Annotated in this window: 22 protein-coding genes; 9 read left to right on the top strand and 13 right to left on the bottom strand. The window is 60.6% G+C overall.

Annotated features, from left to right (window positions below; translation table 11 throughout):
* Positions 1-41: 41 nt before the first annotated feature.
* From trpE to HKK53_RS23655, 10 genes are all read right to left on the bottom strand, one after another.
* On the bottom strand, positions 42-1,523 hold the full coding sequence (trpE, locus tag HKK53_RS23700) for an anthranilate synthase component I (protein WP_169372823.1): 1,482 nt from the start codon (positions 1,521-1,523) through the stop codon (positions 42-44).
* A 71-nt stretch (positions 1,524-1,594) separates the two neighbouring features.
* Complete coding sequence (locus tag HKK53_RS23695) at positions 1,595-2,413, bottom strand: phosphoglycolate phosphatase (protein ID WP_169372822.1); 819 nt, start codon at positions 2,411-2,413, stop codon at positions 1,595-1,597.
* Positions 2,410-3,084 carry a ribulose-phosphate 3-epimerase gene (gene rpe, locus HKK53_RS23690; RefSeq protein WP_092277324.1) on the bottom strand — a complete coding sequence of 225 codons (675 nt, stop codon included), beginning with the start codon at positions 3,082-3,084 and terminating at the stop codon, positions 2,410-2,412. Before rpe ends, HKK53_RS23695 begins: the two co-directional genes overlap by 4 nt.
* Before the next feature lie 117 nt (positions 3,085-3,201).
* Complete coding sequence (locus tag HKK53_RS23685; RefSeq protein WP_169372821.1) at positions 3,202-4,350, bottom strand: iron-containing alcohol dehydrogenase; 1,149 nt, start codon at positions 4,348-4,350, stop codon at positions 3,202-3,204.
* 209 nt (positions 4,351-4,559) lie between these two features.
* Positions 4,560-5,384 carry an ABC transporter permease gene (locus tag HKK53_RS23680; protein ID WP_169372820.1) on the bottom strand — a complete coding sequence of 275 codons (825 nt, stop codon included), beginning with the start codon at positions 5,382-5,384 and terminating at the stop codon, positions 4,560-4,562.
* 12 nt (positions 5,385-5,396) lie between these two features.
* Positions 5,397-6,644 carry an ABC transporter permease gene (locus HKK53_RS23675; RefSeq protein ID WP_169372819.1) on the bottom strand — a complete coding sequence of 416 codons (1,248 nt, stop codon included), beginning with the start codon at positions 6,642-6,644 and terminating at the stop codon, positions 5,397-5,399.
* 193 nt (positions 6,645-6,837) lie between these two features.
* Positions 6,838-7,881, bottom strand: coding sequence for an ABC transporter substrate-binding protein (locus HKK53_RS23670; RefSeq protein ID WP_123513023.1), 1,044 nt, complete (start codon positions 7,879-7,881; stop codon positions 6,838-6,840).
* Positions 7,882-7,930: 49 nt separating this feature from the next.
* On the bottom strand, positions 7,931-9,055 hold the full coding sequence (locus HKK53_RS23665) for an ABC transporter ATP-binding protein (protein ID WP_149659561.1): 1,125 nt from the start codon (positions 9,053-9,055) through the stop codon (positions 7,931-7,933).
* 329 nt (positions 9,056-9,384) lie between these two features.
* Positions 9,385-10,014 carry a response regulator gene (locus tag HKK53_RS23660; protein WP_169372818.1) on the bottom strand — a complete coding sequence of 210 codons (630 nt, stop codon included), beginning with the start codon at positions 10,012-10,014 and terminating at the stop codon, positions 9,385-9,387.
* The gene (locus HKK53_RS23655) at positions 10,015-12,414 is read right to left on the bottom strand and encodes a PAS domain-containing sensor histidine kinase (RefSeq protein ID WP_169372817.1); all 2,400 of its coding nucleotides are present in this window, start codon (positions 12,412-12,414) and stop codon (positions 10,015-10,017) included.
* 73 nt (positions 12,415-12,487) lie between these two features.
* Between HKK53_RS23655 and HKK53_RS23650 the strand changes: the two genes are divergently transcribed.
* Positions 12,488-13,480, top strand: a complete 993-nt coding sequence (locus HKK53_RS23650; RefSeq protein ID WP_169372816.1) for an alpha/beta hydrolase family protein — start codon at positions 12,488-12,490, stop codon at positions 13,478-13,480.
* Positions 13,481-13,618: 138 nt separating this feature from the next.
* On the opposite strand, the gene HKK53_RS23645 is transcribed toward HKK53_RS23650, so the two are convergent.
* From HKK53_RS23645 to HKK53_RS23635, 3 genes are read right to left on the bottom strand one after another with little or no spacing between them, the layout of a single operon-like run.
* Entirely contained in the window at positions 13,619-14,386 is a 768-nt protein-coding gene (locus HKK53_RS23645; RefSeq protein ID WP_169372815.1) for a TerB family tellurite resistance protein, read from the bottom strand.
* A 1-nt stretch (position 14,387) separates the two neighbouring features.
* Positions 14,388-15,059: an N-acetylmuramate alpha-1-phosphate uridylyltransferase MurU gene (murU, locus tag HKK53_RS23640; RefSeq protein ID WP_169372814.1), complete on the bottom strand. Its 672-nt coding sequence runs from the start codon at positions 15,057-15,059 to the stop codon at positions 14,388-14,390.
* Positions 15,056-16,075: an aminoglycoside phosphotransferase family protein gene (locus HKK53_RS23635; RefSeq protein WP_169372813.1), complete on the bottom strand. Its 1,020-nt coding sequence runs from the start codon at positions 16,073-16,075 to the stop codon at positions 15,056-15,058. Before HKK53_RS23635 ends, murU begins: the two co-directional genes overlap by 4 nt.
* 131 nt (positions 16,076-16,206) lie before the next feature.
* On the opposite strand from HKK53_RS23635, the gene HKK53_RS23630 reads away from it, so the two are divergent.
* From HKK53_RS23630 to HKK53_RS23595, 8 genes are all read left to right on the top strand, one after another.
* A complete protein-coding gene (locus tag HKK53_RS23630) occupies positions 16,207-19,011 on the top strand; it encodes an LPS-assembly protein LptD (RefSeq protein ID WP_169372812.1) in 2,805 nt (934 codons plus the stop codon).
* Positions 18,992-20,308 carry a peptidylprolyl isomerase SurA gene (gene surA / locus HKK53_RS23625; RefSeq protein WP_169372811.1) on the top strand — a complete coding sequence of 439 codons (1,317 nt, stop codon included), beginning with the start codon at positions 18,992-18,994 and terminating at the stop codon, positions 20,306-20,308. Before HKK53_RS23630 ends, surA begins: the two co-directional genes overlap by 20 nt.
* Complete coding sequence (gene pdxA / locus HKK53_RS23620; protein ID WP_169372810.1) at positions 20,305-21,294, top strand: 4-hydroxythreonine-4-phosphate dehydrogenase PdxA; 990 nt, start codon at positions 20,305-20,307, stop codon at positions 21,292-21,294. The genes surA and pdxA overlap by 4 nt, the downstream gene beginning before the upstream one ends.
* Positions 21,291-22,109 (top strand): 16S rRNA (adenine(1518)-N(6)/adenine(1519)-N(6))-dimethyltransferase RsmA, encoded by an 819-nt coding sequence (rsmA, locus tag HKK53_RS23615; protein WP_123513043.1) that lies wholly within the window; start codon positions 21,291-21,293, stop codon positions 22,107-22,109. Before pdxA ends, rsmA begins: the two co-directional genes overlap by 4 nt.
* Before the next feature lie 123 nt (positions 22,110-22,232).
* Positions 22,233-22,613 (top strand): Co2+/Mg2+ efflux protein ApaG, encoded by a 381-nt coding sequence (gene apaG / locus HKK53_RS23610; RefSeq protein ID WP_169372809.1) that lies wholly within the window; start codon positions 22,233-22,235, stop codon positions 22,611-22,613.
* Positions 22,613-23,494: a symmetrical bis(5'-nucleosyl)-tetraphosphatase gene (locus HKK53_RS23605; protein WP_169372808.1), complete on the top strand. Its 882-nt coding sequence runs from the start codon at positions 22,613-22,615 to the stop codon at positions 23,492-23,494. The genes apaG and HKK53_RS23605 overlap by 1 nt, the downstream gene beginning before the upstream one ends.
* Positions 23,495-23,527: 33 nt before the next feature.
* Positions 23,528-23,857 (top strand): thiosulfate sulfurtransferase GlpE, encoded by a 330-nt coding sequence (gene glpE, locus HKK53_RS23600; RefSeq protein WP_149659573.1) that lies wholly within the window; start codon positions 23,528-23,530, stop codon positions 23,855-23,857.
* Between the two features lie 296 nt (positions 23,858-24,153).
* The gene (locus tag HKK53_RS23595) at positions 24,154-26,076 is read left to right on the top strand and encodes a PrkA family serine protein kinase (protein WP_054044143.1); all 1,923 of its coding nucleotides are present in this window, start codon (positions 24,154-24,156) and stop codon (positions 26,074-26,076) included.
* Positions 26,077-26,244: the final 168 nt, after the last annotated feature.

The raw sequence follows: 26,244 nt of genomic DNA, 5'->3' as shown, positions 1-26,244 counted from the left end.
ACGCCGCGTTTTTTTTATGCTGAACACTTATAGTGGCGAGCTCAAACGTCCGGCGTTTGCTCGGCCAGAGCCACGGCGCGGAACATCGCACGGCGCTTGTTCAAGGTTTCTTCCCATTCCAGCGCCGGCACCGAGTCGGCGACGATGCCGCCACCGGCCTGCACATGCAGTTCGCCGTCCTTGATCACCGCGGTGCGGATCGCAATTGCGGTGTCCATGTTGCCGTTCCAGGCGAAGTAACCGACCGCCCCGCCGTAGACCCCACGCTTGACCGGTTCCAGCTCGTCGATGATTTCCATCGCGCGAATCTTCGGTGCGCCGGACAAGGTGCCCGCCGGCAGAATCGCCCGCAATGCATCCATCGCCGTCAGCCCGGCCTTCAATTGCCCGGTGACGTTGGAGACGATGTGCATCACGTTGGAATAGCGCTCGATGACCATCTTCTCGGTGAGCTTCACCGAGCCGATTTCCGAAACCCGACCGGTGTCGTTACGGCCAAGGTCAATCAACATCAAGTGCTCGGCGATTTCCTTGTCGTCGGACAGCAGGTCTTTTTCGAGCGCCAGATCCGCTTCTTCGTTGGCCCCGCGTGGGCGGGTGCCGGCAATCGGGCGCACGGTGATCAGATTGTCTTCGACCCGCACCAGCACTTCCGGCGAACTGCCGACAACATGGAAGTCGCCGAAGTTGAAGAAGTACATGTAAGGCGTCGGGTTGAAGCAGCGCAGCGCTCGGTACAGATCAATCGGCGCAGCCTTGAAGTCGATCGACATGCGCTGGGACGGCACGACCTGCATGCAGTCACCGGCCAGGATGTATTCCTTGATGGTGTCGACGGCTTTTTCGTAATCGTCCTGGGTGAAACTGGAGCGGAATACCGGATCAGCCGATTGCTGTTTGCTGAAATCCAGGCCGCGACGCGGAGTGATCGGCTGGCGCAGTTTCTCCAGCAGCTCTTCCAAGCGCGCCTGACCTTGCTCGAAGGCATCGGCCTGCGCCGGATCAGCGAGGACAATCGCGTGCATCTTGCCGGCGAGGTTGTCGAACACCACCACCGCGTCGGACACCATCAGCAGAATGTCCGGCACGCCCAGCGGGTCCGGGTTCGGGCACTTGCCCAGACGCTTCTCCACATAACGCACGCAGTCATAACCGAAATAACCCACCAGGCCGCCATTGAAGCGCGGCAGGCCAGGGATGGTCGGGACGTTGTAGCGGGCTTTGAATTCTTCGACGAAGGCCAATGGATCTTCGGCCTCAAGGCTTTCGATCTCGACGCCGTCGTGGGTCACGCTGATGTGGTGATCGTGAACCCGCAATACGGTGCGGCACGGCAGGCCGATGATCGAGTAACGGCCCCACTTCTCCCCGCCCTGCACCGATTCCAGCAAGTAGGAATTCGGCTCGTCGGCCAGTTTCAGGTAGATCGACAGCGGCGTGTCGAAGTCGGCCAGGGTTTCGCAGGCCATCGGGATACGGTTATAGCCGGCAGCGGCCAAACGCAGGAATTCTTCGCGGATCATGGGGTAGCCTCGTGGCTTGAGGGTCTAACAGTCAGGTATGCAAACGCGCCGGCAGGCCGGCCAGGAACAAGTCAGGCGCGCCAACGCCAGCGGGCCAGGGCCTTGATGACTTTCATCCAGAGTTTGCGAGTGACCACCACGATGGCGTTTCCAGAAGGGGGTTGAACAGCGTCGGGCAACGTTATCTCAGCCGTCAGATCCAGGCAACCGGGAATTAGCTTGCGCAGATCGTCGATCACCAGCGCCGGCGACTCTTCGGCAATCGGCCGGCCATGGTTGTAGCCATAACTCAGCGCTACGCACTTGACCCCCGCCGCTTTCGCCGCCAAGACATCACTGCGCGAATCGCCGACAAACAACGATTGCGACGCCGGGATATTGGCCATTTTCATGACGAAGAACAGCGCGGCCGGATCGGGTTTCTTCTGCGGCAGGGTGTCGCCGCCGATGATCCATTTGAAGTAGCGGCCGATTTTCATCTGATCCAGCAGCGGCGCGACAAAGCGCTCCGGCTTGTTGGTGATCAGCGCCATCTCGACGCCCTGCTTGTGCAGCCACTTCAGGGTGTCGCGTACGCCGGGATAGACCACGGTCAGCTCATGGCTTTCGCTATAAGCCTCCATGAATATCTCCAACGCGCCTTCGGCCTCGCCATCATCGACTGCCGAATGCTCGATGCCCCCGGCCAGCGCGCGGCGAACCAGCACCGGCGCGCCGTTGCCAACCCACTTGCGCACCGACTCGAGGCCCGCCGGTTCGCGGCCCAGTTTGAGCAGCATGTTATCCACGGCAACCGCGAGGTCGGGGACCGAATCGATCAGCGTGCCATCCAGATCGAACATCACCAGCCGCGGCAGACGCCCCGGGAACAGCTGCTCAAAGCCACTCATGGACGAGCCAGCGCCAGTTCGGAACGCATCTTCTCGATCACTTCCTGGTAGTTCGGCGCATTGAAGATCGCCGAGCCGGCCACGAAGGTGTCGGCGCCGGCGGCGGCGATTTCACGAATGTTGTTCACGTTGACCCCGCCGTCGATTTCCAGGCGAATGTCACGGCCGGACGCATCGATCAGCGCACGGGCCTGACGCAGTTTGTCGAGGGTGCCGGGAATGAACTTCTGCCCACCGAAGCCAGGGTTGACGCTCATCAGCAAGATCATGTCGACCTTGTCCATCACGTACTCGAGCACGCTCAGCGGCGTCGCCGGGTTGAACACCAGGCCTGCCTTGCAACCGCCCTCGCGGATCAGTTGCAGGGAACGGTCGACGTGTTGTGTGGCTTCCGGGTGGAAGGTGATGTAGGTCGCGCCAGCCTCGATGAAGTCCCCGACGATGCGATCCACCGGGCTGACCATCAAATGGGCGTCGATCGGCGCGGTCACGCCGTACTTGCGCAATGCCGCGCAGACCATCGGGCCGATGGTCAGGTTGGGCACGTAGTGATTGTCCATGACATCGAAGTGCACGAAGTCGGCGCCAGCGGCCAGGACGTTGTCCACTTCTTCGCCCAGGCGGGCGAAGTCAGCGGAGAGAATCGACGGAGCAATTACGAAGGGCTGCATGACGCACCTTTTTTGAGCAGAATCACGATGGCGCGCATTGTATACCTCATGCTTTGACGCGCGCACTGTGACCGCGATGATTGGGCCTGCCTTCAATCGATAATCGGCCGCGAGGCTCTAGTACGCCGCCCGGTAGATCTTCTCGATATCGACGGCGCTCAACTTGCGCGGATTGTTGCGCATCAGGCGCTCGATCCCCGCCGCTTCCACGGCCATGGCCGGGATCGCATCCTCGGGCACGCCGAAGCTGCGCAGGCCGAGGGGAATCTCCACCGCCAGGCACAACGCGGTCATCGCCTCCACGGCTTTGTCCGCCGCATCGGTGGCGCTCAGGTGCGCGGTCTTCACGCCCATGGCCTCGGCAATATCCTGCATGCGCTCGACGCAGGCCAGCTTGTTCCAGGTCATCACATACGGCAGCAGCAACGCGTTACTGACGCCATGGGCAATGTTGTAGCGCCCGCCCAGCGGATACGCCAGCGCATGCACCGCGCCGACCCCGGCATTGCCGAACGCCATGCCGGCCATCAGGCTGGCGGTGGCCATGTCTTCGCGGGCTTGCAGGTTGGAGGGGTTGGCGTAGGCCTTGGGCAGTGCCTGGGTAATCAGCTTGATCGCGCCAATCGCCAGGGCATCGGTGATCGCCGAGGCGTTCAGCGACAGGTAGGACTCGACCGCATGCACCAGCGCATCGACGCCACTGGCGGCGGTGACACTGCGCGGGCAGGTCAGGGTCATTTGCGGGCTGACCAGTGCCACGTCCGGCAATAGATAGTCGCTGACGATGCCTTTCTTCAACTGCGCGACCTTGTCCGAGAGGATGGCCACGTTGGTGACTTCCGAACCGGTGCCGGCGGTGGTCGGGATGGCGATCAGCGGCGGGCCTTTGCGCGGTACCTGATCGACGCCGAACAAATCTTCCAGTGCGCCGTGATAACCGGCATAAGCGGCCACGCTTTTGGCGATATCGATGGCGCTGCCGCCGCCGAGGCCGATCAACCCGTCATGCCCGCCTTCGCGGTAGACGCGCATGCAGTCTTCGACGATGGCGATTTCCGGGTCGGGCAGGACCCGATCGAAAACCTCATAGGTGCGATCGCCCAGATGCGCCAGCGCCAGCTCGACCGTGCCGGACTTGACCAGGGCGGCATCGGTGACGATTAGCGGGTTATCGACATCCAGGCGGGTCAGCTCGGCGGCCAGTTGCTCGATGGCACCGGCGCCGGTGATCAGTTTGTGGGCAATTTTGAAAGAGGAAAGACTCATGTGCGCAGCCTCTTATCGTTAGGGGAGCTGGGCACAATAGTAGCTGGGGATTGGGGTTTGTCTGTTATTCAGGCAGTGAATACCCGGAGATGATCGTTCCCACGCTCCGCGTGGGAATGCAGCCAGGGACGCTCTGCGTCCCAAGAGCGGACGCGGAGCGTCCGGTGAGGCATTCCCACGCAGAGCATGGGAACGATCAGCGGTGCAGGTCAGACCTGCGCGGTACGCAGTTTCTCGCTACGCCCACGCAACCATTCCAGGGTCAGCAGCAGGATCACCGAGAACGCAATCAGCAACGTCGCGGCGGCGGCAATCGTCGGGCTGAGGTTTTCGCGGATGCCGCTGAACATCTGCCGTGGCAGGGTCGCTTGCTCAGGGCCGGCGAGGAACAGCGTCACCACCACTTCATCGAACGAAGTGGCGAAGGCAAACAGCGCACCCGAGATCACACCCGGTGCGATCAACGGCAAGGTCACCCGACGGAACGCGGTCAACGGCGAAGCACCGAGGCTGGCAGCCGCCCGCACCAGATTGTGGTTAAACCCCTGCAACGTGGCTGACACCGTGATGATCACAAACGGCACACCCAACACTGCATGCACCACGATCAACGAGAAGAAGCTGTTGCCCAGGCCCAACGGCGCGAAGAACAGATAACTCGCCACACCAATGATCACCACCGGCACCACCATCGGCGAAATCACCAGCGCCATCACCAGCGCCTTGCCCGGGAAGTCACCACGGGTCAGGCCAATCGCCGCCAGCGTGCCGAAGATCATCGCCAGAACCGTGGCCGCCGGGGCAACGATGATGCTGTTCTTCAACGAGCGCATCCATTCCGCCGAGGCAAAGAAGTCCTGATACCAGTGCAGCGAGAAACCTTGCAGCGGGTACACCAGGAAACTCCCGGAGTTGAACGACAACGGAATGATCACCAGCACCGGCAGAATCAGGAACAACAGCACCAACCCGCAGAGAATCCGCAAACTGTAGAACCACACCCGCTCGATGGGCGACATATAAGGACTCAGCATTTCATTCTCCCCTTAGCTCAGGCGCAGGCGACTGGCGCCCACCAGCCAGCTGTAAATCAGATAAAGCACCACGGTCGCCAACAGCAGCAACCCACCGAGTGCGGTCGCCATGCCCCAGTTGATGCTGGTGTTGGTGTAGAAGGCGACGAAGTAGCTGACCATCTGATCGTTCGGGCTGCCCAGCAACGCCGGAGTGATGTAGTAGCCGATGGCAAGAATGAACACCAACAGGCAACCGGCGCCGACACCGGCATAGGTCTGCGGGAAGTACACCCGCCAGAAACTGGCGAACGGGTGGCAACCGAGGGAAATCGCGGCACGCATGTAGGTCGGTGAGATGCCTTTCATCACGCTGTAGATCGGCAAAATCATGAATGGCAGCAGGATGTGCACCATCGAGATATAGACCCCGGTGCGGTTGAACACCAATTCCAGCGGCTTATCGATGATGCCCATGGCCATCAGGCCGCTGTTGATCAGCCCGCCGGATTGCAGCAACACGATCCACGCGGCGACGCGCACCAGGATTGAGGTCCAGAACGGTAGCAGCACCAGAATCATCAACAGGTTGCTTTGCCGTGATGGCAGGTTCGCCAGCAGATACGCCAATGGGTACGCCAGCACCAGGCAAATCAGGGTGATGATCAGGCCCATCCAGAACGTGCGGGCAAAGATATCGAGGTAGATCGCTTGATCGGGGGTGGCCGGGGCCACTTCGCCGAGGTCGTCGATCCGGTGATCGACCGCCGCCAGCAAGTAATACGGCGTGATGCTGCTGGTGTTGCGCCGCACGGCCTGCCAATAGGCCGGATCGCCCCAGCGTTCGTCGAGCGCTTCCAGCGCTTCTTTATAAGAGGCCGGTTCAGTGGCGAACGGCAAGGCGCGGGCGGTTTTGGTCAGCAGGCTGCGATAGCCGGCCAACTCCATGTTCAAGCGCTTGGACAAGTCGCCCAAGGTCTGGTTTTTGCGCGCTTCAGCGAGGTCTTCGCTGGCGGCTTTGTAAACCGGTTCAGCGGGCAGGCCGCGACCATCCCAACTGGCGATAGCCGTCACGGTGCGCGGCATGCCGCCGACCACTTCCGGGTTACCGACACTTTTGTAGAGCAGCGCCACAATCGGCACCAGGAACACCAGCAACAGAAACAGCACCAGCGGTGCAATCAAGGCCTGGGCCTTCCAGCGATTGATTCGCTCGGCGTGCCTGAGCCGCTGCTTCAAGGTGGGGTCAGTGCCCGCGTTCAGGGGAACGGCGATAGCCATGGCGTACTCCGGAAATCTTTGATCGTTACAGAGGAAGACAGGCAACCTCTGATCTTGATAACTACATACTGATCGTTCCCACGCTCTGCGTGGGAATGCCGCCCGTGACGCTCCGCGTCCCTGTGACGCAGAGCGTCACAGGATGCGTTCCCACGCAGAGCGTGGGAACGATCATTAGCCCACAGGGTTGTGGTTACTTCGCAGCCCAGGAATTGAAGCGCTGCTCCAGTTGCTCGCCGTTGTCAGCCCAGAAGCTGACGTCGATCTGCACCTGATTGGCGATGTTTTCCGGGGTGGTCGGCATGTCTTTCAACACATCCTTGGCCAGCAACGGTACGGCTTGGGTGTTGGCCGGACCGTAGGCGATGTTTTCCGAGTAGGTCTTCTGCTGCTGCGGCATGACCGAGTAAGCGATGAATTTCTTCGCTGCTTCGGCACGGGTTTTATCCAGGCCTTTTGGAATCGCCCACGCGTCGAAGTCGTAGATCCCGCCGTTCCACACCACTTTCAGGTTGCTTTCTTTCTGTACCGCAGCGATCCGGCCGTTGTAGGCCGAGCTCATGACCACGTCACCGGAGGCGAGGTATTGCGGCGGCTGTGCGCCGGCTTCCCACCACTGAATGCTTGGTTTCAGCTCATCAAGTTTCTTGAACGCGCGGTCCTGGCCATCCTTGCCGGCCAGCACTTTGTAGACGTCTTTCGGCGCAACGCCGTCGGCCATCAGAGCGAATTCCAGGGTGTACTTGGCGCCTTTACGCAGGCCACGCTTGCCGGGGAATTTCTTGGTGTCCCAGAAATCGACCCAGCTAGTCGGTGCGGAGGCCAGTTTGTCGGCGTTGTAGGCCAACACCGTCGACCACACGAAGAAGCCCACGCCGCATGGCTGGATCGCGCCTTTGACGTAGTCTTCGGACTTGCCGAACAGCTTCGGATCGAGCTGCTCGAACATGTCTTCGTCGCAACCACGGGACAATTCTGGCGATTCAACTTCTACCAGGTCCCAGGACACGCTCTTGGTATCGACCATGGCTTTGACCTTGGCCATCTCGCCGTTGTATTCGCCGGCGACGATCTTGCCGTTGCCCGCCGCTTCCCACGGTGCGTAGAAAGCCTTGGTCTGAGCGGCCTTGTTCGCCCCGCCGAAGGACACCACGGTCAGGTCCGGGCCCGCCGCCATCGCGTGTGCCGCACCGATCATGCCCATGACCAAAGCGGTGAATTTCAGGGATCTCAACATTTATTGTTCTCTCCACGTGCAGGGTTGGTGTTGGTATTGCGGGGGGCGATCAATGCGCCTCTAGAAGTGGATCGAGCGCGCGAACGTGCTCAACCTGCCAGCCAAGTGGTACCACGTCGCCAACCGCCAGTTCGGGATCGAGCTCGGCAATCGGTTGTTTCACGAAGAAATCGGTCTTGCCGCAGACTTCCAGGCGCACCCGGACGTGGTCGCCCAGATAGATGAATTCCGCCACCCGCCCTGAGAAGCGGTTGACGCAGGATTCGCTCGAACCATTGAGGCTCACGCGTTCCGGGCGAATCGACAGCGTGACGGGTTCGCCGGTCTGGCCGACGTTGACCGCCAGGGCTTCAACCTTTTCACCGCGCCCCAGCTCGACAATGCAGCGGTCGCCGGTGTGGCTGTGCAAGCGGCCGTTGAGGCGGTTGTTCTCGCCGATGAAGTTGGCGACGAAGGTATTTTTCGGTTCCTCGTAGAGGGTGCGCGGCGGGGCGATTTGCTGGATTTCGCCCTGGTGGAACACCGCCACGCGGTCGGACATGGTCAGGGCTTCACCCTGGTCGTGGGTCACGTAGACCACGGTCACACCGAGGCGCTGGTGCAGGTGTTTGATTTCCATCTGCATGTGTTCGCGCAGTTGTTTATCCAGCGCGCCGAGAGGTTCGTCCATCAACACCAGTTGCGGTTCGAACACCAACGCACGGGCCAGCGCCACACGCTGTTGCTGACCACCGGACAGTTGCGCCGGGTAGCGCTGGGCGAACGCATCGAGCTGGACCATGCTCAGGACTTTCTTGACCTTGTCGCTGACGTCGCTCTTGTTCAAGCCGCGCACGGTCAGCGGGAAGGCCAGGTTCTCGGACACGGTCATGTGCGGGAACAGCGCGTAGTTCTGGAACACCATGCCGATGTCGCGCTTGTGCGGCGGCACGTTGTTGATGGAGCGCCCGGCCAGCAGGATTTCGCCGGCGGTCGGGGTTTCGAAACCGGCGAGCATCATCAGGCTGGTGGTCTTGCCGGAGCCGGACGGCCCGAGCAAGGTGAGGAATTCGCCTTTGCGAATGTCCAGGTTGAGGTCTTTGACGATCAGGTTCTCGCCGTCGTAGCTTTTTTGCACTCCACGAAAGCTGACCAGAATGTCATTGGCCCCTGCACTTGAATCGACCTGGCTCATACCCACACCTTTGTTGTTGATGACTGCTTGTGGGCTAAGCCTAGTGGACGCTGGGGACCACGCAAATCGGGGCGCAGGAGAGAATCGCCTCAGCCGGGTGGAAGGTTGGGGGTAGGGATTGCCCTACAAGGATGGCGCGTTTGGGCAAACGCAGCGGTGAGCAGTCAGCGATAAGCCGCAAGGACAAGCAAAAGCGCTTTTGCAGGCATGTCGCAAATAGATATGCCGACACAATCCCTGTAGGAGCGAGGCTTGCCCGCGAAGCTTTTAGCGCCTGTGAGGACGCCTTCGCGGGCAAGCCTCGCTCCTACAGGGGATCGCGTTCTTTATTAGAGAAGTTTGTGTTCCATCGCGTACTTCACCAGTTCCGCCAGGGACGTGATGTTGAGCTTTTGCATCAGCCGCGCCTTGTGGGTGCTGATGGTTTTGCTGCTCAGGGCCAGTTGCTGGGCGATGTCGTTGACGTTGGCGCCCCGGGCCAGGCGCTCGAACACCGAGAATTCACGCTCCGACAATAAGGAGTGCAACGGCCGTGAATCGGTCAGGCCGACTTCGAAGACCATGCGGTCGGCCAGGTCCGGGTCGATGTAGCGCCCGCCCGCCGCGACTTTGCGGATCGCCGTCAGCAACAACGCCGGATCGCTGTCCTTGGTCGCATAGCCCGCAGCACCGATCTTCAACGCCCGGGCGGCCATTTGCGCCTCGTCGTGCATCGACAGCACCAGGATCGCCGGCGGGTTGTTCAGAGCGCGGATCCGTGGAATCGCTTCCAAGCCATTGACCCCGGGCATGGAGATGTCCAGCAACACCACTTCGCAGGGCACGTGACGCAGGGTTTCGAGCAACTGCTCGCCATTGCTCGCCTCCCCCACCACCAGCAAGTCCTTGGCCAGGCCGATCAATTGCTTGATGCCTTCGCGGACGATGGTGTGGTCTTCGGCTACCAGTACACGGATCACTTACTTCTCCTCATCCAGCGGCACTCGCACACTCAGGGTCGTGCCTTCACCCGGCTCACTTTCAAGCAATAACTGCCCACCCATGATCAGCACCCGTTCGCGCATTCCGACGACGCCAAAGGATGTCGGCCGGCCAGTGGTGGGAACAAATCCTACGCCATCATCGCTGACGGTCAGGCACAACTCGTCGCCTTCCAGCGCCAGTGTCAGTTCGACAGTATGCGCCTGGGCATGGCGCATGACATTGGTCAGCGCTTCCTGAAGAATGCGGAACAAGCCAATCGCCTTGGCATCGCTGAGCACCGGCAGATTCTCCGGCACCTGCACCAGGCACGGAATCTGTGTACGCGCCTCGAAACGGCGGGCCTGCCACTCGATGGCCGAAGCGATCCCGGCATCGAGAATCGGTGGCCGCAGCGCCGTAGCCACATCCCGCACCAGTTGGAACAGTTGAGCGATCAAGCGCTTCATGCTGTTCAGCCTTTCCTGCAAGCCGGGATCAAGCTGGGCGTAGGCCAGTTCGCACATGGAGGTTTCCAGTTTCAACACGGTCAGCATCTGCCCCAACTCATCGTGTACTTCCCGGGCGATACGGGCCTTTTCCTCTTCCCGCACGCTTTCCAGGTGTGCCGACAATTCGCGCAGTTGCTCCCGGGAACTGGCCAGTTCCAGTTCGATGCGCTTGCTTTCGCTGATGTCCCAGACAATCCCGTCCCAGACATAGGCGCCATCCTCCAGGCGCCGGGTGATGGCCTTGATCTCGGCCCAGCGCTGCTCGCCCGAACGGGTCAGGATTCGTCCCTGCCATGACCAGTCACTGTCAGTGTCCAGCGCATGATCCTGGGTCCGGTGATAACTGGCCTTGTCGTCCGGGTGCACCAGGCTGCGCAGACCTTTATCTCGATGGGCCAACGTCGCCGGCGAGTAGCCGACCAGGCTCTCGCTGCCTTCACTGATGTAGGCAAAGTCAATTTGCCCGGTCACCGGCGCCCGTTCCAGGCGAAAGACCAATCCGGGCACGTTGGCGGCGATCCCTTGCAACCGCGCCTCGCTTTCCTGCAACGCAGCCAGGGCACGGCGGCGTTCGGTGACGTCATTCAGGTACACGACCAGGTATTCGCCGTCGCGAAAACGCAGGAAGCTCAACGAAACATCCGCGGGCAGGACGCTGCCGTCGGCGCGAACGCAATTGGTTTCGAAGCTTTGCGGCCCTTCTTCACTGGCCCGGGCGCGTTTCCACAGGTTGAGCCAGCGGTCCATGTGCAGACCGGGTTCGAAGTCGATCAACGGACGGTCGATGATCCCGCCGGACGGATAACCGAGCATGGTTTCGGCGGCACGGTTGGCGTAACGCACGTGGCTGTCCCAATTGACCCACAGGATGCCGACGGTGCTTTGATCGATGGAAAACTGGGTCAGGCGCAGGGCTTCTTCACTGGCCTGGCGCAGGGCGATGTCTTGCCGCGCCGCCAGCAGCCGTTGCTCCAGGCTGTGTTGCTGGCGTCGCTGCCAGAGCACGATGGCGATGCTGCTCAGCAGCAACATCGCCAACAGCAGGCAAAGGTTTTGCCAGAATCCCGGGGACTCGGACAATCGCGGGTATTTGGGTTGCAGCCATTGGTTGTGCAGTTGCTCCAGATCCTTGGCCGGGATCGCCCGCAACGCGCTTTCGACGATACCCGCCAGCTCCGGCCAGTCCCGGCGCGTGGCCACGCGCAGCAACTGCGGCAAGCCGATGTCGCCCACCACGACCAATCCGGCAAATTCAGGCTCGGCGGACAAACGTCCCAGTTGCGCCTCATCGACCACGGCGTACCCGGCCTGCTGGCTCAACAGCAACTGCAACGCCTGACGCTCGATCGGCACGCCTTGCAGGTTCAGATGGGGAAAATTGCTGCGCAGGTAATCGGCGGTGACGCTGGGCATGCGCACGGCGACGCGGGTCTGGCTGTCGAGTTTTTCCAGCTCTACGACGCCGGCGCCCTTCTGGTCGCTGACCACCAGTTGCGGCACGCGCATGTACGGGTCGGAAAACTGCCAGAGCCGCAGCCCGCCGGGAGTTTGGGTCAGCCCCGGGGCGATATCGACTTCGCCCTCGCGTACGGCTTGTTCCAGCTGTTCGACGTCGGGGAAATTGCGCCAGCTCAGCTCGACCTTGAGCGACGTGGCCAGCCACTTCATCAGCTCGACGTTGACCCCGGACAAGCGCTGCAAGCGGCGATCGTATTGCGCATACGGCGCCTGCAACACCAGACCAACGCGCAATTCGCCATGCTGTGCCAGCCATTGCTGCTGGGCCGTCGACAATTGCGCAACGTGCGCCGGTGGCGCGGGCGCCGCCCAACTCATCAAGGGAAACCACAAACAGCCGATAACCCACAGGCAGCGAAAACGCATCATTGAAGTCCCACACACTGACAAATACTGACCAACCCATTAGGCTGCCGGAATAACTTCTGGCCTGGAATATCCGATGCCCCCTGTCTACCGCCTGGCACTGCCAGCATTGTGCCTGTCGCTGATCCTGCCTTGCGCCTTTTCCGTCGAAGCCGCCGACCCTGCTCCTGCCACGGAAAAACCTGCCGAAGCAAAACCGGTCGAACGCCAGCCGCTGCTTGAGCGTAGTCAGGAAGAAGCGACCGCACTTGAGCGACAAATCCCCGCCCAGGAACAGCAACAGCTCCAGGCTGGCGCCGACACATTTCTCGCCCTGTGGAAGCCGGCCAACACCGCCGAACCCAAGGGCGCGGTGATTATCATCCCCGGCGCCGGCGAGACCGTTGACTGGCCGCAAGCAATCAGCCCTTTGCGCAACAAATTGCCGGACGCCGAGTGGAGCAGCCTGAGTATCACCTTGCCGGACCTGCAAAGCGATGCCATTGCGCCACGCGTCGCCGAAGTACCGCCGACGATCAAAGCCCCTGAGACTGGCAGCAAAGACTCGACCACCGCGACGCCCATCGAGCAAGCGGCCAGCGGTGAAGCGGACGTCGCCGATAAAGCGGTCGTGGAAACCACCGAAGAACAGTCCAAGGCTGATGCCGAGCGAATCTTTGCGCGCATCGACGCGGCCATCGCCTATGCCGAGCAGCAAAGTGCGCGCCGCATCGTCGTGCTGGGTCATGGCACCGGCGCTTACTGGGCCGCACGCTACCTCAGCGAGAAGCAGCCTTCGCAAGTGGAGAAATTCGTGATGGTCGCGGCGCAGACGCCGCCGGCGGGTAAACCGGAGCTGGTAGAGCTGACGCCAACCCTCAAGCTGCCGACTGCCGATCTCTTCTATATGGACAAACCACTGGATCGCAATGCCGCACTTGCGCGCTTGCAAGCCAGCAAACGCCTGAAAACGTCTGCGTTCAGCCAGGTGTCGCTCAAGGCATTGCCGGGCAATACCAAGGCTGAGCAAGAGCAGTTGTTTCGCCGGGTGCGCGGGTGGTTGAATCCGCAGCCTGTGGCGGAGCAGTAGACCGCATCGCGTCCATTCGCGGGCAAGCCTCGCTCCTACAGGGTTTGTGTCGCTCACCGAAAATGGGAGCGACCAAACCCTGTAGGAGCGAGGCTTGCCCGCGAAGGCGGCTTCACTAACAACACAAACTAGATGCTGCTAACGAAAATCCCGCCGCGCCTTGATCAACGTATAGGCGTTATGCAATTCGCGCGTCTTGTCCGTCGCCTCGCGCACCTGCAACGCCGTCGCCCCCGAACCGGCAATCTTGTCCGGATGATGACGACTGAGCAGACGCCGATAAGCCCGCTTGATCTGCGCCGGCTCGCTGGTCGCCGACACCCCCAATAGCCGCATGGCGTCCTGATAAGTCACGGCGCTGCTCACTTGAGGGCGTTTATGCGGTTCATAGTCGTGCGCCAGCGCCAACACCTGCTGCGACGTCCAGCCCAACCATTTGCCCCATTGCGCCAGCAATTCACGTTCACTGCTGCCCGCGCGACCATCGGCCCAGACCATCCGCCAACAGGCGCGCAGCACGCCTTCGGCCGCATGGGGCTGGACACTCAAGCGCCGCAGATAGCCACGCAACCGGTCATGCCCGGTTTTGCCTCGATTGAACGCGGCAATCGCGCGCCGTTGCGCCGATTCGGTCATGTCCAGCGAACGCATCTCCTGACGCGCCTGCTGGATATGGCCATCCACCACGCGCCCGTCGCACTTGGCCAACCGGCCCAGCAACACGAACAACAGTTCATCATTACGCAGCGCCGGTCGGCCGCCGAGTTTTTCCCGCAAATGCGCCCAGCTCTGCAAGTGCAGGCGCCGGTCCAGCGCCTGCCCCAACAAGGCGCCGAGCATGGCCCCCGGAATGCTGGCTATGGCAAAGCCCGCTCCGGCTCCGATCAGAGTCCCTGGCCACAACATGTCAGCGTCTCGCTTCTATCAGGGTTTCGGCTTCGGCCAGACGTTCGTACGTGCCGACATCCACCCAATGCCCAGCCAGGTGTTCGCCGGTCACTTGCCCTGCGGCCATGGCCTGGCGAAACAGCGGCGCGAGCTTGAACGCCCCGGCCGAGCAGCCTTCGAACAGCTTCGGGTGCAGCACCGCGATGCCGCTGTAGGTCAGTGTCTCGGCATCCGCTTGCCCGTCGCGTACCTGGCCATCCACCAGAACGAAATCGCCGGTCGGGTGATGAGCCGGGTTGTCCGCCAGCACCAGGTGAGCCAACCCGGCAATGGGTTGGCGCAGCGCGCGGAAGTCGTAATCGGTCCAGATATCACCGTTGACCACCACAAACGCTTCGTCACCCAGCAACGGCAAGGCACGGAAAATCCCGCCACCGGTCTCCAGTGGTTCACCTTCCGGCGAATACTGAATACTGAGGCCGTAACGCGAACCATCACCCAAGTAGTCTTCGATCTGCTGGCCAAGCCAGGCGTGGTTGATCACGATCTCGGTAAACCCGGCCGCCGCCAGCGCGCGCAGGTGATACTCGATCAACGGCACACCGCCGGCACGCACCAGCGGCTTGGGGGTGGTCAGGGTCAGCGGACGCATGCGCTCGCCTTTGCCCGCCGCGAGAATCATTGCCTTCATGCCGGACCTCCAGCACGCAAACTGGCCAGCAACACATCCAGCTCCGCCAGTTCGGGACGACGGGCGATCACTGCGTCTATATAAGTAAAGAAACGCGGCACATCGGCGAGGTAGCGCGGCTTGCCGTCGCGGTGGCAGATACGGGCGAAGATGCCGATCACTTTCAAGTGACGCTGCACGCCCATCAGGTCGCTGGCACGGTGGAACTCTTCGAAGTCAGGCTGCACCGGAATGCCCAGCGCGCCGGCCTGCTGCCAGTAATCCTGCAGCCAGGCGAGCACGCGTTCTTCGGGCCAACTGAGGAATGCGTCCTTGAACAGGCAGGTCACGTCGTAAGTCACCGGGCCATAGACCGCGTCCTGGAAATCCAGCACGCCAGGATTCGGCTCGCTGAGCATCAGGTTGCGCGGCATGTAGTCGCGGTGCACCAACACGGTCGGCTGGGCCAGGGCGCTGTCGATCAACAGATCGCTGGCCTGTTGCCAGAGCATTTGCTGGGCAGCGTCAAACTCGATGCCCAGTTCATGCTTGACGTACCACTCAGGGAACAATTCCAGCTCGCGACGCAGCAATGCCACGTCGTAACTTGGCAACGGCGCCACCATCGGCAATTGCTGAAAAGCCAACAGCGCCTGCAGGGCATCCTTGAACAAATCGTCGGCATTTTCGCTGTCGATCACGTCCAGATACGTCTTGCTGCCCAGGTCATTGAGCAAAAGAAATCCGCGATCGAGGTCTTCGGCATAAATTTTCGGCACATTTATTCCGGATTTCGCCAGCAAAAAAGCCATGTCCACAAAGGGTTTGCAGTTTTCCTGGGGCGGTGGAGCGTCCATCACGATGAAACTTTTGCCCTCGCCTTCCCAGCGGAAATAGCGCCGGAAACTCGCGTCGCTACTGGCCGCGGTCAACGTGGCCGGGGGCACGGCGCCCCAGCCTTGCTCGGCAAAGAGGGTCGCCAACTGTTCGTCGAGCCAAACTTTCAGGTGTTGCAAGCGTACATCTTGGTCAGGCATTACAAGGGTCTCCGACGGCGCTAGCCGTCAAGCGGGTCATGCTTTATTATCCAGCATCTTTTTCAGACCATCGAGAGGCGTGCGGCCCACCACCGCGGGCAGATGGCACGCAGGAAGCCCGGACTAATAAGATGGCATTGAAATCCCCCGCGTTTCGTAAAAAATTTCCGTTGTTGGTTACCGGCAGTCTGCTGGCCCTGCAACCCCTAGCCACTTCCTACGTGGTCGCCGCGGAACAGTATGACTGCTCAGTCTCTGCTTCGGGTGCCTGGGACTGTGCGCCCAAGTCGCCGGCAGCAGCCTTGCCGCCGCGACCCGTCCATGACGGCAGCGCAACAGCCACCGCGAACGGCGAAGCTCCAGCCCAGAACGGCTCCAGCGAAGACACCGGCGCCAAGCCTGTACTCGTTACCGAGTCCAAGGGCCGTGGCCTGAAGTCCCGTAGCGCAGACTACAGTCACCTCGACTGGGTTCCGCGCGAGAAGCTCACTGCTGCGCAGTTGGCCGAAACCGGTCCTTACTGCTCTGGTTCCTATATCGAACCCATTCGTCCTGGCATGAATGACAAGACGAATAAAAGTGACGCTCCGACCTTTATCGGCGCGAAAGCTTCGCGCTATAACACCGAAGATCAGGTCGGCACGCTGGCCGGTGACGTGGTTTTGCGTCAGGGCAGCATGCAGGCCGAAGCCGACGAAGCCAGTCTGTACCAGGCCGAGAGCCGTGGCGAACTGAGCGGTAACGTGCGCATTCGCGACAACGGCGCATTGATCGTCGGCGACCACGCCGACGTGCAGCTCGACACCGGTGAAGCCAAGGTCGACAACGCCGAATACGTGATGCACAAATCCCGTATCCGCGGTAACGCGCTGTACGCCAAGCGTGCCGAGAACGCGATCATCCGCCTCAAGGATGGTACGTACACCACGTGCGAACCGAACAGCAACGCCTGGCAACTCAAGGGCAACAACATCACCTTGAACCCGGCCACCGGCTTCGGTACCGCGACCAACGTGACACTGCGGGTCAAGGACATTCCGGTCCTGTACACGCCGTACATCTACTTCCCGATCGACGACCGTCGCCAATCCGGTTTCCTGCCGCCGACCATCGGCACCGGCAGCGATACCGGTTTCATGCTGGTCACCCCGTACTACTTCAACCTGGCACCGAACTACGATGCCACGTTGTACCCGCGCTACATGAGCAAGCGTGGCATGTTGGTGGAAGGCGAGTTCCGTTACCTGACCAAGTCCAGCGAAGGTCAGTTCGGCGCCGCGTACCTCAACGACGACAACACCGATCGCAGCAAGCAGACCGATTACGAAAAAACCCGCTACATGTACAACTGGCAGCACAAGGGTGGCCTCGACTCGCGTGTGCTCACGCAGGTCGACTACACCAAGATCAGCGATCCGTACTACTTCCAGGATCTGCAGACTGACCAGATTGGCGTGAAAAGCGCAGATTACGTGAATCAGCAGGCTTCCGTAACGTACCGTGGCGATAGCTATACCGCAGCGGTAAACGCCCAGGCTTATCAGCTGGCGACCGTTTCGAACATCACGCCATACGATCGTTTGCCGCAGATCACCTTCAATGGCCAGCTGCCTTATCATCCGGAAGGTCTGGACTTCGATTACGAGACAGAACTTGTCCGTTTCGACCGAGACCTGAAAGACGGCACCTTCACCAATGAAGACGGCACGACCGTTGAGCCGCGCCTTGATAACAACGTGACCGGTCTCGCTCGCGCGAACGGCGATCGCTTGAACCTCAAGCCAGGTGTCAGCCTGCCGATGAATTGGACCTACGGGTTCTTGAAGCCATCGCTCAAGTACCAGTACACCCAGTATCAGCTGGATCTGGACGGCACCGGCAAGAACACCATCGCCAATCAGACTGCTGAGCAAAACAGGGTCAACGGCACTTTCGGCAGCAGCCAAAACCGCGGCGTTCCGATTGCCAGCATCGACAGCGGCCTGTACTTCGACCGCAATACCCAGTGGTTCGGCAAGAATTACCGCCAGACCCTGGAACCGCGCCTGTTCTACCTCTATGTACCTGAGGAAGACCAGAAAGATATTCCGGTATTCGACACCAGCGAATACACCTTCAACTATGCGTCGCTGTTCCGCGACAACCGCTTCTCCGGCTCCGACCGTGTCGGTGACGAGAACAAATTGTCCCTGGGCGTGACCAACCGCTGGATCGAAGACGACGGTTTCGAACGTCAACGCATCAGTGTCGGCCAGGCCTTGTACTTCAAGGACCGCGAAGTCCAGTTGCCGGGCATCGACGCGAAAACCCGCGACGACGCACACGCCAACGTTTCACCGTATGCGCTGGAATACGAATATCGCTGGAACCGCGATTGGCGCACCACCGCCGATTACAACTGGGACCCGGACAGTCGCAGCCCTCGCTCGGGTAGCGCAATGTTCCACTACCAGCCTGAAGACAATCCGAACAAGATCATCAACGCCGGCTATCGCTATCGCAATGACCAGGTCCGTTACGACCAGAACACCGGTAAATGGTCGGTGGGCGGAGGTGACTACGGCACCCCGGGACAACCTGGCTACGTGAAGGACTACTACAAGATCCAACAGCACGACTTCTCGGTGATGTGGCCGATCGTGCCGCACTGGAACGCCATCAGCCGCTGGCAGTATGACTACAACCGCAACCGTACCCTGGAAGCCTTCGGTGGTTTCGAGTACGACAACTGCTGCTGGAAACTGCGCCTGATCAACCGTTACTGGGTCAGCTATGACGAATTCAGTCAAAACGCGCCAGAAAACGAAAAAGGCGACCATGGCGTCTTCCTCCAAATTGTTCTGAAGGGACTCGGCGGCCTCACCGGCGCCAAGGTAGAGAGCTTCCTCGACAAAGGCATTCAAGGTTATCGTGAACGTGAAGACCAAGCTTTCTGATTGTCTGCGCCCGCTAGTGCTGGGCGCGCTGTTCCTGGGTACCGCGGCTAACGCCGCGGTACAGTCCATCGACAAAGTGGTGGCCATCGTCGACAACGACGTGGTCATGCAGAGCCAACTGGACCAACGGGTCCACGAAGTTCAGCAAACCATCGCCAAACGCGGTACTGCCGTGCCGCCGGCCAGCGTGCTGGATCAGCAGGTACTGGAGCGCCTGATCGTCGAAAACCTGCAATTGCAGATCGGCGAACGTTCCGGCATCCGCATTACCGATGAAGAACTGAACCAGGCCGTCGGCACCATTGCCCAGCGCAACAACATGTCGATCGATCAATTCCGCGCCGCCCTGGCCCACGACGGTCTGTCTTACGACGACGCCCGTGACCAGATTCGCCGCGAGATGATCATCAGCCGTGTGCGTCAGCGCCGGGTAGCCGAGCGCATCCAGGTGTCCGAGCAGGAAGTGAAGAACTTCCTCGCGTCCGACCTGGGCAAAATGCAGCTGTCCGAAGAATTCCGTTTGGCCAACATCCTGATTCCTACGCCGGAAAGCGCCAACTCCGATGCGATTCAGGCTGCAGCCAAACAAGCGGACGCGGTGTATCAGCAACTCAAGCAAGGCGCTGACTTCGGTCAGTTGGCAATCGCCAAATCCGCCAGCGAAACCGCACTGGAAGGCGGCGACATGGGCTTCCGCAAAGCGGCCCAGTTGCCACCTCCGTTCGATCGCATGCTGAGCACCATGGCTGTCGGCGACATCACTCAGCCAATGCGCACCCCGGGCGGCTTCATCATTCTGAAGATCCTCGACAAGCGTGGCGGCGAGACCCAGGTGCGTGACGAAGTGCACGTGCGTCACATCCTGGTCAAACCTAGCCCGATCCGTGACGAAGCTAAAACCAAGGCTTTGGCCCAGTCGCTCTACACCCGAATCGAAGCGGGCGAAGATTTCGGCGAACTGGCGAAAAGCTTCTCGGAAGATCCGGGTTCCGCCCTCAACGGCGGCGACCTGAACTGGATCGACCCGAACGCATTGGTGCCCGAGTTCCGCGAAGTGATGGCCAAGACCCCGCAAGGTCAGCTGTCCAAGCCGTTCCAGACCCAATATGGCTGGCACGTCCTGGAAGTCCTTGGCCGTCGCGCTACCGACAGCACCAGCCAGGCCCGCGAGCAGCAAGCAATGACCGTACTGCGTAACCGCAAATACGACGAAGAGCTGCAAACCTGGCTGCGTCAGATCCGTGACGAAGCGTACGTAGAGATCAAACTCCCTGGTGCAGACCAGGCAGCGCAGTGAAACCGAAGCGTTTCGCGCTGACACCCGGCGAACCGGCCGGCATAGGTCCCGACCTGTGTCTGCTGCTCGCCTCGCAAGCCCAGCCACATCCCCTGATTGCCATTACCAGCCGCGACCTGCTCATCGAGCGGGCCGCGCAGCTGGGCGTGGTCGTCGACATGCTGCCGGTCACCCCGGGCAATTGGCCGGATGCTCCGGCTCCGGCCAACAGCCTGTATGTCTGGGATACCCCGCTCAACGCCAAGGTCACGGCCGGGCAACTGGACAAGGCCAATGCGGCGTTCGTCCTGGAAACCCTGACGCGCGCGGGCCAAGGCTGCATGGACGGGCATTTCGCCGGGATGATCACCGCACCAGTGCACAAGGGCGTGATCAACGAGTCCGGGATCGCTTTTTCCGGACACACGGAATTCCTCGCCGACCTGACCCACACCGCGCAAGTGGTGATGATGCTGGCCACCCGCGGATTGCGCGTGGCGCTGGTCACCACTCACCTGCCGCTGCGCGAGATTGCCGATGCAATCACCCCGGAGCGCCTGGAACGGGTCACGCGGATTCTGTACACCGACCTGCAAGAAAAATTCGGCATTGCCCAGCCGCGTATCCTGGTGTGCGGGCTCAACCCCCACGCCGGAGAAGGCGGACACTTGGGCCATGAAGAAATCGACATCATCGAACCCACCTTAGAGCGCCTGCGCGGCGAGGGCATGGACCTTCGCGGTCCCCTGCCCGCCGACACTCTGTTTACCCCCAAATATCTGGAGCACTGCGACGCGGTGCTGGCGATGTACCACGACCAGGGCCTGCCGGTGCTGAAGTACAAAGGCTTCGGCGCGGCAGTCAACGTGACCCTCGGCTTGCCAATCATCCGCACATCGGTGGACCACGGCACAGCCCTGGACCTGGCCGGTAGCGGAAAAATCGACACCGGCAGCCTGCAAGTCGCCCTGGAAACCGCCTACCAGATGGCCGAGACCCGTTTATGACCGAGCATTACCAACACAAGGCGCGCAAACGCTTTGGCCAGAACTTCCTGCACGATGCCGGCGTTATCGACCGCATCCTGCGCGCCATCCGCGCCAAACCCGAAGACCGCCTGCTGGAAATCGGCCCGGGCCAGGGTGCCCTGACCCAAGGCCTGCTCAACAGCGGTGCGCAATTGGACGTGGTGGAACTGGACAAGGACCTGATCCCGATCCTCAACCAGCAATTCGCCGGTAAGGACAACTTCAACCTGCACCAGGGCGACGCGCTGAAGTTCGACTTCAACAGCCTCAATGCCGCGCCGAACAGCCTGCGTGTGGTCGGTAACCTGCCGTACAACATCTCGACCCCACTGATTTTCCACCTGCTGAACAACGCCGGCATCATTCGCGACATGCACTTCATGCTGCAGAAAGAAGTGGTCGAGCGTCTGGCGGCAGGGCCTGGCGGCGGTGACTGGGGTCGTCTGTCGATCATGGTTCAGTACCACTGCCGGGTCGAACACCTGTTCAACGTCGGACCTGGCGCGTTTAATCCGCCGCCGAAAGTCGACTCGGCCATCGTGCGCCTGGTGCCTCACGACGTACTGCCGCACCCGGCGAAGGATCACAAGCTGCTGGAGCGCGTCGTGCGCGAAGCCTTCAACCAGCGCCGCAAGACCCTGCGCAACACCCTCAAATTGCTGCTGAGCAACGACGAGATCGAAGCCGCCGGCGTCGATGGCAGCCTGCGTCCCGAGCAACTCGACCTAGCCGCTTTCGTGCGCCTGGCCGACAAGCTCAGCGAACAAGTCCTGCAGGCTCCTGCTGCCGACTGACAGGCGATGAGCGTGATCGGGTAGGACGCCGGACGCGATGTCTGGTTTACTACCCGATACTTGGCCTAGACTGAATCCCATCAGCTACGCCCCGCGTCCCGCTCCGTTTTTAAGGCCTCTTGCATGTCCGATCCTCGTTATCAGGTCGACGTCAGCGTCGTCACCCGCTATCTGGCAGAACAATCGCAACCCGAGCACAACCGCTTTGCCTTCGCCTACACCATCACCGTTCACAACAATGGCGAGCTACCGGCCAAATTGTTGTCGCGGCACTGGGTGATCACCGACGGTGACGGGCATGTGGAAGAGGTTCGCGGTGCGGGCGTCGTGGGATTGCAGCCGCTGATCCCGGCTGGAGAAAGCCATACCTACAGCAGCGGCACGGTGATGACCACCAAGGTCGGCACCATGCAAGGCACCTATCAGATGATTGCCGACGACGATAAGCACTTCGACGCCGTGATCGCCCCGTTCCGGCTGGCGGTGCCCGGAGCCCTGCACTGATGGCAACGTACGCCGTCGGCGACCTGCAAGGCTGCCTCGAACCGTTGCAATGCCTGCTCAAACAAGTGGCCTTCGACCCTGCCCGGGACACACTGTGGCTGGTGGGCGATCTGGTCAACCGCGGCCCGCAGTCACTGGAAACCTTGCGCTTCCTCTATAGCCTCCGCGAATCGCTGGTGTGCGTGCTCGGTAACCATGACCTGCACTTGCTGGCCGCCGGGCACAACATCGAGCGCCTGAAGAAAAACGACACTTTGCGCGAAATCCTCGAAGCGCCTGATCGCGCGGAACTGCTGGAGTGGCTGCGCCAGCAAAAACTCATGCACTACGACGAACAGCGCGACATCGCCCTGGTCCACGCCGGCATACCGCCACAATGGTCGCTGCGCAAAGCCTTGAAGTGTGCCGGTGAAGTCGAAGCCGCCCTGCGCGACGACAACCTGTTCCCGCCCTATCTGGATGGCATGTACGGCAATGAGCCGAGCAAATGGAACAGTGACCTCACCGGTGTTGAACGCTTGCGAGTCATCACCAACTATTTCACCCGCATGCGCTTCTGCACCAGCGAAGGCAAGCTCGACCTCAAGGGCAAGGAAGGCGCCGACACCGCGCCACCGGGTTATGCCCCGTGGTTCAAGTACAAGGAGCGCAAGACCAAAGGCCTGAAGATTATCTTCGGCCATTGGGCAGCCCTTGAAGGCAAGTGCGATGAGCCAGGCGTCTTCGCCCTCGACACCGGTTGCGTCTGGGGCGGTGCCTTGACCCTGATGAACGTCGACACCCTCGAGCGCCTGAGCTGCAAATGCGACGAGCAAGGTAACGCCAAGCCGTCAGTCGCCCCACCCATTCCCGAACAAACGTCAGCCAGCGCCCAGCGCTAGACTGCGCTTTCAGCCGAGCCACAGGAGCCCGCCATGAGCGAATTCAAACGTATCCCCCCAGAACAGGCCCAGGCCCTGCGCGAGCAAGGCGCAGTGGTGGTCGATGTCCGCGATCCGCAAACCTATGCCGCGCTGCACATCGCCGGCTCCAAGCATCTGGACAACGTTTCCATCTCGGATTTCATCCGCGCCGCCGACCTTGATGCACCGACGGTCGTGGTCTGCTATCACGGTAATTCCAGCCAGAGCGCCGCGGCGTACCTGATCAGCCAGGGCTTCTCCGACGTCTACAGCATGGATGGCGGTTTTGAGCTGTGGCGCACGACTTATCCTTCGGAAACGGCGCAAGGCACCTCCGAATAATTTTTTTGTAACGCGCAAGCCCCGGCCCCCGCGGGCTCGCGCGGTGGCAGACGAACGGTCTGCCACAACTAATTACGTATCTCGCCTTTACCTCCCGAATAAGCAACTATCCTTAAGCGCAGGCCATCCAAAACAGGGGAGAGCCGGTACACCGGCGCGCGGGTCATCGGGAGTAGCTTTCGGGGCGGTCAGCTGCGAAAGAGTTCTGGGGGGTAAACAGCGACTGCATATCCAGTGGCTGCCAGCATCGACTGAATGATCCGGCGTCGGCTCCACGTATCGAGCGAGGTGACGTCATGAGTATCTTTAGCCACTTCCAACAACGCTTCGAGTCCACACGCCAGGAAGAACTCTCGCTGCAAGAGTACCTGGAGCTGTGTAAAAAGGACCGCAGCGCCTACGTTTCCGCCGCCGAGCGCTTGCTGCTGGCCATCGGAGAACCGGAGCTGCTCGACACCTCGGCCAACTCGAGACTGTCGCGAATCTTTTCCAACAAGGTGATACGCCGCTATCCGGCCTTTGAAGACTTCCACGGGATGGAAGAATGCATCGACCAGATCGTGTCGTATTTCCGCCATGCCGCCCAGGGCCTGGAAGAGAAGAAACAAATTCTCTATCTGCTCGGTCCCGTCGGTGGCGGTAAATCGTCCCTGGCCGAGAAGCTCAAGCAGCTGATCGAGAAAGTGCCCTTCTACGCGATCAAGGGCTCCCCGGTATTCGAATCGCCCTTGGGTCTGTTCAACGCCACTGAAGATGGCGCGATCCTCGAGGAAGACTTCGGCATTCCACGGCGCTATGTGAACACCATCATGTCGCCATGGGCGACCAAACGCCTGGCCGAATTCGGCGGCGACATCAGCCAGTTCCGGGTGGTGAAACTCTATCCATCGATCCTCAACCAGATCGCCGTGGCCAAGACCGAACCTGGGGATGAAAACAACCAGGACATCTCGGCGCTGGTGGGCAAGGTCGATATCCGCAAACTGGAAGAATTCCCGCAAAACGACGCTGACGCCTACAGCTACTCGGGTGCGCTGTGCCGGGCCAACCAGGGCCTGATGGAATTCGTCGAAATGTTCAAGGCGCCGATCAAGGTGCTGCACCCCTTGCTGACCGCCACTCAGGAAGGTAACTACAACAGTACCGAAGGCCTGGGCGCGATTCCGTTCACCGGGATCCTGCTGGCTCACTCCAACGAATCGGAGTGGCACACCTTCCGCAACAACAAGAACAACGAAGCGTTCATCGACCGGATCTACATCGTCAAAGTGCCGTACTGCCTGCGGGTCAGCGACGAAGTGAAGATCTACGACAAACTGCTGTTCAACAGTTCGCTGGCCAAGGCCCATTGCGCGCCCGACACCCTGAAAATGCTCGCCCAGTTCACCGTGCTCTCGCGTCTCAAGGAGCCGGAAAACTCCAACATCTACTCCAAGATGCGCGTGTATGACGGCGAGAACCTCAAGGACACCGACCCGAAAGCCAAGTCGATCCAGGAATACCGCGACAACGCCGGCGTGGATGAAGGCATGAACGGCCTGTCGACCCGGTTCGCGTTCAAGATCCTGTCGAAAGTCTTCAACTTCGACCCGCACGAAATCGCCGCCAACCCGGTGCACCTGCTCTACGTGCTGGAACAACAGATCGAACAGGAACAATTCCAGGCCGAGACCCGCGAACGCTATCTGCGCTTCCTGAAAGAGTACCTGGCGCCGCGTTATATCGAATTCATCGGCAAGGAAATCCAGACTGCCTACCTCGAGTCTTACAGCGAGTACGGCCAGAACATCTTCGATCGCTACGTGCTGTACGCCGACTTCTGGATCCAGGACCAGGAATACCGCGACCCGGAAACCGGCGAAATCCTCAACCGCGTAGCGCTGAACGAAGAACTGGAGAAAATCGAAAAACCGGCCGGCATCAGCAATCCGAAGGATTTCCGCAACGAAATCGTCAACTTCGTGTTGCGCGCCCGCGCCAACAACAATGGCAAGAACCCAACCTGGCTCAGCTACGAAAAACTGCGGGTGGTCATCGAGAAGAAAATGTTCTCCAACACCGAGGACCTGCTGCCGGTCATCAGCTTCAATGCCAAGGCCAGCAAAGAGGACCAGCAGAAGCACAACGACTTTGTCACAAGGATGGTGGAGCGCGGCTACACCGACAAACAGGTACGACTGCTATCCGAGTGGTACCTGCGGGTCAGAAAATCACAGTAACCCGCGCTGCCGGTCAGACCGGTTGTCGTCAGCCAGAGGCCTGTGCACGGTTTTTCTGTTACACAGACCTCTGGAAGGTGTTCGAAAGTCGGTAACGAGGTTCAGGCAGCATCCAAAAGCGCTTGGGGGAGCGTGAACATCCCTTCGCACGGTCGATGCTGCAATAAC

Origin of the sequence: Pseudomonas sp. ADAK7, from assembly GCF_012935675.1 — a bacterium.
In the GTDB taxonomy this organism is placed as follows: domain Bacteria; phylum Pseudomonadota; class Gammaproteobacteria; order Pseudomonadales; family Pseudomonadaceae; genus Aquipseudomonas.
Note: the sequence above shows the minus strand (reverse complement) of the source record. Positions and strands in the feature narration are given on the sequence as shown.